The organism is Ferrithrix thermotolerans DSM 19514 (assembly GCF_900128965.1).
Lineage (GTDB): Bacteria > Actinomycetota > Acidimicrobiia > Acidimicrobiales > Acidimicrobiaceae > Ferrithrix > Ferrithrix thermotolerans.
Window position 1 is genome coordinate 1 of record NZ_FQUL01000053.1, and the last position, 9,218, is coordinate 9,218.

Consider the following 9,218-nt stretch of genomic DNA (forward strand, 5'->3'; position numbering starts at 1 on the left):
CTATATCCAAGCCTTTTGTCGGAGCGCTCGGACTTAGATGCACCAAGCACCTGATCCATCTCTGCTTCTAGCATCTCTTGTAGGACCTGTTGGATAATATTTCTTAGCAGATCTCCATCTTGGGTAAGTATCTCTTTTACTGACTCGATAAGTGCTTTAGTATTGTTTGTGGTGGTCATGGTCTACCTCCTTGAGGTTCTGGTTTCTAATAATTCCTAGATACCATGGCCACCACAAACAAATCAATTCACTCGTGGAATTTGCACAACTATCGGGACACAACCCTGGAATCGTTCTGGCCGTCGCGGGCCGCTATGAATTAGCACGAGAGCACTTTGAGCTCGCGTTGACGCTGCGACCAGGCTGGGACGAGCCGCGCGCACAACTGAAAGCACTGCTCTCAGGCTGAGGCTCGCAGCACAGCATCACGTAATGATTACCGGATGATGGTCCATTGCCACCACGACGCCGTCCTTGACTATGTAGACCTCGACGTAGTGGTTCCCTCGGAACGTCGTTGGCTCGGTACGCATCCGCCCGCCACCATCCTTGACAATTTGGCCTCGGATCATGTTCCGAGCGATTGCCTCGGGACCTGTGTTGCGGACCTTCCACCAGACATCGTACGGTTCTGGGACGTTGCAGGACTGCAGCGAGAAGTTGATCTTGCGGTCCTTCGTGACCTTGTTGCCCCGTGTCGCCAGGGTATAGGTCCGAAAGCCGTCACGACGCACCGTCCGAGCCTGGAGCTTCACCTGGTACACGGGATTTAGGTCAACGACGAACTTTGCCTGCACACGCTCTTCGGTATCCGATACTCCCGGCACCCCGCGATGAGACTCCGACGCCTTCGCCACGGTCGTTGAATACGTGCCGAACTTGTCACCAAATAGCTTGCGCCACTTGGTGTAGCTCTCCTGGACGTCTGCCTCGTAGTAGGCGTCCTCCGCCCACTCGGTGTACGTCTTGATCCAGTTACGAAAGTTGGCGTACTGGTCCTGGTCCCAGCGGTGGTTGAAGTTCTCTGTAGGGCAGCTCGGGTCGTCCAGGCTAGGCATTTGCGGGTTAGCCTGGAGATAGGTGTTCAGGTCCTTCAGTAGCTTGACGAGCGCTGTCGGCAGGTCCTGATAGTGATCTGGATCAGAGAGCAGCTCCGTGCTGCTGACACGGCCGCCGACAAGGATTGTCAGGATGACCGACTTAACCGAGAAGGTATTCTTGTAGTCCCGGAGGTACTTGAGTAACCGCAACACTTTCACCAGCCGTCCGCTGGTCAGGCGGTTCTGCTCATCAAGCCACTCGTTGAAGCCCTCAGGATCCGTGAGCTCGTAGGAGTTCTCGTTGCGGTTGGTGATGAACCATTGGCCGTGGCGAGTCAGGTAAGGCACGACGTCCATATGGAAGTCGCCCGCATAATCGACCACGACGCACCGACTCCGGCGATTGACCATGTCACGGTAGGTGCTACTCGACCGGAAGACTCGATACAGCTCTTCAACGTAGTCATGGGCGTCCCAGCCCTCGACCTCGTCCATGTCGAGCAGGATGTCGGCGTCGAACTCGTCGGTCGTGCCCACCGGGTTGATGATCGTGCGCTGGGCATAAGACCCCTGTGGAATCAGCTCGTTGAAGTTGTTAGCGATGGCGTTGTCGCCACTGGAGAGGAAGTTCTCGACCGCCTCGACCCTGGCATCGAGTTTCTCAATTCGGCTCTCGCCGAGATTAACCTTGCCCTTCATGAAGGCATCAAACTGCTTGACAAGCTTCATCACGCAGCTCCGTATTTAGGAATGAACCGCAGTGCCTTTTCGGTCAGGAAGTTCACCTTAACGTTAGGGTACTCGTGACGGGCCACAGAGGCGCCGAGCCCCTTCAGGGATTCGATCCCCTCTATGCCATCAAGCTTGTATCGGTCCCCGGTGACGTTGTGCGAGATGCGATACACGTTCTCGCCGCCCAGTAGGAGCGTCGCGGTGCCGACTGAGCCTGACGATTGTGCATTCATGAAGGTATCCACGAGATGCGGTACCCATCTGCGTAGTCCGAGTCCGGATCCGGAGCGTTCCCTGATCGACGGTGGCGATTCCGTGCAGCTGATGCTCAGCAGCTTGACCGACCCCTTCGGCCACTCCAATACGCCGAGCGCCTCTACCGCTGCCGCCCCCATCGGGTTGTTCGCCCACAGGCCGCCGTCGATGAGTGGCGTCCCGGCAGGGAGGCGGTGCGTACGAAAGTACGTTGGGGCAGCAGCAGTCGCCAAGGCAACATCCACGACCCGCTCCTTGTAGTCTCGCTCGAACCGCTCGTGATGGGCCGTCTTGAAGACATGGACCTGACCAGTCTCCAGGTTGAGTGACGGGATCACGAGACGGGTCTGGGCATCTCCAAGCAGGCGGTCGCCGAAGACTTCCTCCAGCGCCTCTCGAAGGGAGTAGTCGTCGTACTTTGGACCGAGTACCCGTCCCAGCAGACCCCTGGCTCCAACGAAGATCTGCGGCCCGCGAGTCTCGTAGAAGTCAAGGATCTGCTTAGATGGCAGACCCAGACCGAGTCCCAGCGCGATAATGCCGCCCGTCGAGGTTCCGGCGATGAGGTCGAAGTAGTCAACCAGTGGGCTTCCGAGCGTCTCTTCGAAGCTGGCGAGCACCGCAGCCGCGAATGTCCCTTTGATACCGCCTCCGTCGAGCGCCAGAACCCGAAAGCTGTGATCTGACGACGAACCAGCTGCGGAGGTCACTCGTCACCCCCCGAGGCTAGCCCGAAGAACCGCTCAAAGAACGCGCTCAAACGGGCGAGTACCCGCCTCTTCTTTTCTCCGTGGCCGCCATTGGCAGCAAACCGTGAAACCGACGGCATGATCCGAGTGACTGCGGTGCCGGTGGTTGGAATTCTGCCATCACGGAATGCATTTGCAATGAACGTCTTCGTCTCGTCGGGCTTCAAGCCCTCCTCGGTGATGATTTCCCGCAGCTCGGCTTCACGCCTGTGTTCAACGAATGCTCGCCACTCGTCTTCAATTTCACCCTTTGCCGAAACTGAATCAACGAATTCCATGATAAGGTCCTTCTTGTTGCGTAACGAGAGACTAGAGTCAATCGCACGCTGGATCTGTGTGATCTCCTCTATCTCCTTGTCTGCACCGTCTCCGCGGGCTTCACGCCACTTCTGGACGAGCATAAGGATGTAGTCAACGTTGATCTCGACCTGCTTTATGAGCTCAATCTCAAAGACGATGTCGTCGTTAATCGACTCCTTCTCGGCGTCACTGATACGCCGGAAGTCTGCATAGAGGTCGAGATAAACGCTGCGGTAGTCCTGGCTTTGCCGCTCGGTCAGGATCTCGTTGCCAGCGAACTCGTCAAATGAGGTCAGGATGTTTTGCAAGCGAAGAATTGCACCAAAGAGCAAAATGAAGTCCTTCTGTTCGGCTTCACCGACTATCTGTGTACCCGGCGGGTACTTCGTAAGCAGCTCTTGGGCGCGTTCGGCGTACTCTTCGTAATAGTCGCCATAGGGCTTGAGAAGCACGATGCCGCGGGCATCTTTATTTCCAAATAAAGCGATGGCGTCATTGGTCTCTTCTTCTAGGTCACGGAAAGAGACAATGTTGCCGTAGGTCTTCACTGAGTTCAGAATTCGGTTTGTGCGTGAGTAGGCCTGCAGGAGACCGTGGTTGACAAGCCGCTTGTCGGCGAAAAGCGTATTCAAGGTTGTTGCATCGAAACCGGTAAGAAACATGTTCACGACGATGACGAGGTCGATCTCGCGATTCTTCAGCCGTAGCGACAGATCTTTGTAGTAGTTCTGAAACTTATCCGACGAGGTGTCGAAGCTGGTACCGAAGAAAGCGTTGTAGTCCCTGATTGCCTCGTCGAGGAAGTCGCGCGATGGCCGGTCAAGCGCGTTGGTCTCGAAGCCCTCTTCATCGAGATAGTCATCGCCGATGTCTTCATTCGGGGCATAGGAGTAGATGATGCCGATCTTGAGCTTGCGATCTGAGGGTAGGTCTTGTTGCTGAATCTTGAACTCGGCATAGTAGCGTTTGGCCGCGTCAATGGAAGCCGTTGCGAACAGTGCATTGAACCCATGGACACGCTTACCCTCTATCGAATAGTGTTCGGCCCGCTTGGTCTTTTGGTCGAAATGCTCCAGCGTGTAGGTGACGACCTGGCGGATCCGCTCCGGGGCGAGCAGTGCACGCTCGGTGTCGATCGCTGAGACTTGCTTGTCGGTGAGCCCCTCGGAGAGCTTGATGGTGTTCACATAGTCAATGCGAAACGGTAGGACGTTCTTGTCATTGATGGCATCAACGATTGTGTAGGTGTGTAGCCTGTCGCCAAAGGCCTGCTCAGTGGTTTTCAGTTTGGGGTTCCCACCGCTACCAGCATTCACGGCGAAGATTGGAGTGCCGGTGAAGCCGAACAGGTTGTAGCGCTTGAACGCCCGAGTGATTGAAGTGTGCATTTCACCAAACTGCGAACGGTGGCACTCATCGAAGATCAGTACGACGTGTCCCCCGTAGATGCCGTGACCCTTGTTTCCCGAGATGAAGGTCGACAGCTTCTGGATAGTTGTGATGATGATCTTGGCACTTGGGTCTTCCAACTGCTTCTTAAGGACGGCCGTAGAGGTATTTGAGTTTGCAGCTCCTTTCTCAAACCTGTCGTATTCCCTCATTGTTTGGTAGTCGAGATCCTTGCGATCCACGACAAAGAGCACTTTGTCTACATCGCTGAGCTTCGAGGCGAGCTGAGCAGCCTTAAAGCTTGTCAGCGTCTTGCCCGACCCAGTGGTGTGCCAGACATACCCGCCTGCGGCAATCGTGCCGAGTTGTCGGTAGTTCGTGGAGATCTCAATCTTTTGGAGAATCCGCTCGGTGGCGACGATCTGATAAGGACGCATAACCAGCAAAAGCTGATCGGCAGTGAGTACGCAATAGCGGGTCAGGATATTCAGCAGTGTGTGCTTTGCGAAGAACGTCCTGGTAAAGCCTGCAAGATCCTGTATTGGTTTGTTGGTGGCGTCTGCCCACCATGAGGTGAACTCAAAGGAGTTCGAGGTCTTTCGAACCTTCTTTGATCCGGCACTCTCGCTAAGGTGTTGACGTCGGGTGGTGTTGGAGTAGTACTTCGTTAACGTGCCGCTGCTGATTACGAAGAGTTGTACGTAATCAAAGAGTCCAGAACCGGCCCAAAAGCTGTCACGCTGATATCGGTCAATTTGGTTGAATGCCTCGCGAATATCAACTCCACGGCGTTTGAGTTCAATATGAACGAGCGGCAATCCGTTGACAAGTATGGTGACGTCGTAGCGATTCGAGCGTGCAGCACCACCTTCGCCCTTCCCGATCTCGTACTGATTTATAACCTGCAGTCGGTTGTTGTGTATATTCGTCTTGTCGATGAGCATGACGTTCTTTGTTGAATTGTCGTCTCGCTTTAGGACTTGGACGTGGTCCTCCTGGATGCGTTTGGTCTTCTCAGCTGGACCCTCGTTAGCCCCAGAGATTTTGTCGCTAAAGAATCGCTTCCATTCAGAATCAGAGAAGCTGATTGAGTTCAGGGCCTCGATCTGGGTGCGGAGGTTGGCAATGAGTTGGGCTTCACTCGTGATTGGAAGGTACTCATACGCTTGCGACTGTAGGAGCTTGATGAATTCTCGTTCCAGGTCCGCCTCGGACTGGTAGGCAGTGTCAGTTGTCGCGACCGGGATGAACTCGGCAACGACAGTACTTTCGGAACTGACGGCAATTGGCTCGTATCGGCTTGCCTTGGCCTCGTTCACACCGGGGCCTCCTCAAAGGTTAGAAGACGGTCTCGGTAGTATTCGTACTGCTTGCGGCGAGCGTTTAGCTCGGCGGGGAGGCCGATCGAGAGGTCATTTACCAACGCATCGAACTTGTCGAGGACCGAGGCGATACGGCGTTGTTCTTCTAGAACAGGGATCGGGACCTCTACCTTGGCAAGCCGCGCCTTCGAGACGTTGAACCGCGTCACGCCACTGGCTGTCTTGACCAGCTGCTTGCGCATCCCTTCTGAGCGGAAGAGGTGCTTGGTGAACTCAGGATCGAGCACCTCCGATTCGTTGAGTCGGTAGCCGATGCTGAAACTATTCAGGTACAGAGGCTCGTCGACCTCACGCGTAACTACAGAAGACATACCGACCTCCTCCGCAGTCTCGGATGAGCCCGTAAAGAGAATGTCTCCTCGCTTCAGGGACCGCTGCCTCTCGCCTGGATCCACGTGCACAAAATCGTCGCTATCAAGACGAGCCGCAATGTTGTTGAAGATGTTGACATACGAAATAAAGCGTGCATTACCGTCTAAGAAATCATCCTTAGATTTACCAGTGAGTCCACCGAAGATTGTTCCAAGCTCACCCATCGGAATCCTCCGTACCCCCCCTCAGGGAAGCTCAACAGCGAATCTCGGTAGTAGGCATACTGGCGACGACGGGCTTCCAGCTCTGCTTCCAGCTCTGCTTCCAGCTCTGTAAAGGTGTCTAGGATGCGTACGATCTCTTGTTGGATTTCTAGAGGAGGGATGGGAATGCGTAAGCGTGCTATATCGCTACCCTTGACATGCGGTACGCCTCCACCACTTTTTTTCGCATGAATCACTTCCTGATTGGCAAGAAGGAAATGATAGACGTACTTCGGCGCCAAGAGCGTCGGGTCGGGATGCACAGTAAAAGCGTCGGAAACGAACACCGGGTCGGTCCAAAAAGTAACGAAGCCAGCGTAGGCTCCCGAACCAGCTACAGCAATTGTCTCGCCGCTTCTGTTACTATCGCTGTGAAAGTAGGCAGGAGTCCGTCCCCCTGCGATAACCGGGATTGAGCCCTCCACCGTGTCATTTTTTGTGATGGGAGTTCCACGACGGAAAGTTGCCACAGCACCGAGTGCACAATGCGTGACCCCTTCGGGGCAAAGCTCTGCAATTAATTCTTCAATCCCACTCATGACGTACCCTCCAAGTCCGCAACGATTGCATCGATCTGATCACGGAGTTCCTGCTGACGTTTGACGATGCTGGCTATCTCGGCATTCAGCGCAGTGATGTCGACAGCCTCGCTGGTGTCCTCCCGTTCGACATATGACGAAACTGCAATGTTGTAGTTTTTGGCCTTGATCTCCTCGTAAGGGACGAGCTTAGCGAAGTGGTCTTCGGATCTGCGCACCGTGAAGGCATCGAGGATTCTCCGCTGGTTGGCTTCAGTGAGCTTATTTTTGTTACCACCTCGGACGAACTCAGCGGAAGCGTCGATAAACAGAACCGCATTGTCCTTCTTGGATTTCTTGAGGACGAGAATGCAGGTCGCAATGGTGGTGCCGAAGAAGAGGTCCGGCGGAAGCTGGATGACCGCATCCACATAGTTATTGTCGACAAGGTATTTTCGGATCTTCTGCTCCGCACCTCCACGATAGAGAACGCCAGGGAACTCAACAATAGCGGCCGTGCCGTTCACAGCCAGCCAGTGGAGCATGTGCATGGTGAAGGCTAGATCAGCCTTCGACTTTGGTGCGAGCACGCCGGCCGGAGCGTAGCGTGGATCGTTGATAAGCAGCGGGTTAGCGGCACCGTCCCATTTCGTCGAGTAGGGTGGATTGGAAACGATAGCCTCGAACGGCTCCTCGTCCCAATGGGCAGGTTCGAGCAGCGTGTCGCCGTGGGCGATGTCGAACTTCTCATAGTTGATGTCATGCAAGAACATGTTGATCCGGGCCAGGTTGTAGGTGGTCAGGTTGATCTCCTGACCGAAGAAGCCCAAGCGGACGTTATCTTTGCCCAGCACTTTGGCGAACTTCAACAGCAAAGACCCAGAGCCACAAGCGGGGTCATAGACCTTGTTCACGGAGGTCTTGCCGACTACCGTAATTCGGGCAAGCAGCTCGGAGACCTCCTGAGGGGTGTAATACTCACCCCCAGACTTACCTGCACTTGACGCGTACATCTGCATTAGATACTCATAAGCATCGCCGAAGGCGTCGATGGTATGGTCGGAGAAGCTCCCTAGACTGAGATCACCGATGGCGTCTAGTAGTTTTACTAGTTTCTCGTTGCGCTTAGCTACCGTGGGTCCGAGCTTTGCGCTGTTGACGTCAAGATCGTCAAATAGACCTTTCAAGTCGTCTTCTGAGTCGGTGCCGACTGCGGAACCCTCTATGTTCTTGAAGACCCGCTCAAGCGTTTCGTTCAGATTCTCATCGTGCGCGGCACGTTTGCGGACGTTAGCGAAGAGTTCACTTGGAAGAATATAGAAGCCCTTCTCTGCCACCGTCTCCTTTCGTCCAGACTCTGCCTCGGCGTCGCTCAGCTTGGCATAGTCGAAGTCGACCTGTCCAGCTTTATGCTCGCCAGCGTTTATGTAGGCGGTCAGGTTTTCTGAGATAAAGCGGTAGAAGAGGATACCCAGCACGTAGGCTTTGAAGTCCCAGCCATCGACGCTGCCACGCAAGTCATTGGCAACGCGCCAGATGGTCTTGTGAAGCTCGGCTCGCTGAGTTTCTTTAGTCTGGCTCATGCGGAGAGATGCCCTCCTTCTTCGACGACCCGTCGACCACGTGGAGTATTTATCAATAAGAAACTCTGTTCGAGCGTCTTGGTTGGCTTCGTCACAGTCTCGCGTGATTGGCCCGCCATTAGTGATGTTCCTTTCGTAAATCCCTGCAACTGACGCCTTGATTTGTGCATAATCCTCCTTATTATAACACTTTATGCAAGATCAAAGAATCTGAATACAACACTACTACCCACCTGTTACGAAATGCATTACGAGGAAATATTGGACACTCAAATCAAAATCGAAGCAATTAACTTGTCCTTAATTTGCGTGTTCATGAGGCGCCAAAATCAAACTTCATTCCAATCTTTGACAAGCGCTCACCATCCCCAGGCAATACCGCTATAAAGTCCGCCGAATAAATCATGAAACTCAACACTGACATCCCGCTCGTCACCAAACTCGAGAGTCTTGCCGATGTGGGGAGTTCCTGGTCGTTCAAAGTACGTGAGTCCACGGTAGCTCCAGATGGTGCTTGGTCGCTCACCGTAGAAGACCGCTCCTAAAGAGGCGAACCGGGTGGGCTCGTGAAACGCCTGAGTCTGCTCGGTGAGAGCACCTGGCGTACCAAGGTCTGAGTCAGCTAACGATCGGTTGTGTGCCTAAAGTTGTGCAAATAGGCCATAGAGTCTTTGGAACTGTGTCTATCTTAGTAA

General features: G+C 54.2%; 9 protein-coding genes. All 9 read right to left on the reverse strand.

The features are described 5' to 3' along the window. A partial coding sequence (locus BUA24_RS13475) for a transposase (RefSeq protein WP_178138815.1) occupies window positions 1-179 on the reverse strand: 179 nt, incomplete at its 3' end. Window positions 180-425: 246 nt separating this feature from the next. Then, the gene (locus tag BUA24_RS11005; RefSeq protein WP_072792480.1) at window positions 426-1,769 is read right to left on the reverse strand and encodes an SMODS domain-containing nucleotidyltransferase; all 1,344 of its coding nucleotides are present in this window, start codon (window positions 1,767-1,769) and stop codon (window positions 426-428) included. Then, window positions 1,769-2,737, reverse strand: coding sequence for a CBASS cGAMP-activated phospholipase (locus BUA24_RS11010; protein WP_072792482.1), 969 nt, complete (start codon window positions 2,735-2,737; stop codon window positions 1,769-1,771). The genes BUA24_RS11005 and BUA24_RS11010 overlap by 1 nt, the downstream gene beginning before the upstream one ends. Then, entirely contained in the window at window positions 2,734-5,784 is a 3,051-nt protein-coding gene (locus tag BUA24_RS11015) for a type I restriction endonuclease subunit R (RefSeq protein ID WP_072792484.1), read from the reverse strand. Before BUA24_RS11015 ends, BUA24_RS11010 begins: the two co-directional genes overlap by 4 nt. Then, a complete protein-coding gene (locus tag BUA24_RS11020) occupies window positions 5,781-6,383 on the reverse strand; it encodes a restriction endonuclease subunit S (RefSeq protein WP_072792487.1) in 603 nt (200 codons plus the stop codon). The genes BUA24_RS11015 and BUA24_RS11020 overlap by 4 nt, the downstream gene beginning before the upstream one ends. Continuing rightward, entirely contained in the window at window positions 6,323-6,892 is a 570-nt protein-coding gene (locus BUA24_RS11025) for a restriction endonuclease subunit S (protein ID WP_218587476.1), read from the reverse strand. Before BUA24_RS11025 ends, BUA24_RS11020 begins: the two co-directional genes overlap by 61 nt. A 65-nt stretch (window positions 6,893-6,957) precedes the next feature. Beyond that, window positions 6,958-8,523, reverse strand: coding sequence for a type I restriction-modification system subunit M (locus tag BUA24_RS11030; protein WP_072792491.1), 1,566 nt, complete (start codon window positions 8,521-8,523; stop codon window positions 6,958-6,960). After that, window positions 8,520-8,693, reverse strand: coding sequence for a hypothetical protein (locus BUA24_RS12640; protein ID WP_178138816.1), 174 nt, complete (start codon window positions 8,691-8,693; stop codon window positions 8,520-8,522). The genes BUA24_RS11030 and BUA24_RS12640 overlap by 4 nt, the downstream gene beginning before the upstream one ends. Window positions 8,694-8,836: 143 nt before the next feature. Continuing rightward, window positions 8,837-9,049: a hypothetical protein gene (locus BUA24_RS11035; protein WP_072792493.1), complete on the reverse strand. Its 213-nt coding sequence runs from the start codon at window positions 9,047-9,049 to the stop codon at window positions 8,837-8,839. Window positions 9,050-9,218: the final 169 nt, after the last annotated feature.

Bases quoted from the DNA above. Each gene is read 5' to 3' on its own strand.
- BUA24_RS11030 (WP_072792491.1), bottom strand. From the start codon at position 8,523: ATGAGCCAGACTAAAGAAACTCAGCGAGCCGAGCTTCACAAGACCATC.
- BUA24_RS12640 (WP_178138816.1), bottom strand. From the start codon at position 8,693: ATGCACAAATCAAGGCGTCAGTTGCAGGGATTTACGAAAGGAACATCA.
- BUA24_RS11020 (WP_072792487.1), bottom strand. From the start codon at position 6,383: ATGGGTGAGCTTGGAACAATCTTCGGTGGACTCACTGGTAAATCTAAG.
- BUA24_RS11005 (WP_072792480.1), bottom strand. From the start codon at position 1,769: ATGAAGCTTGTCAAGCAGTTTGATGCCTTCATGAAGGGCAAGGTTAAT.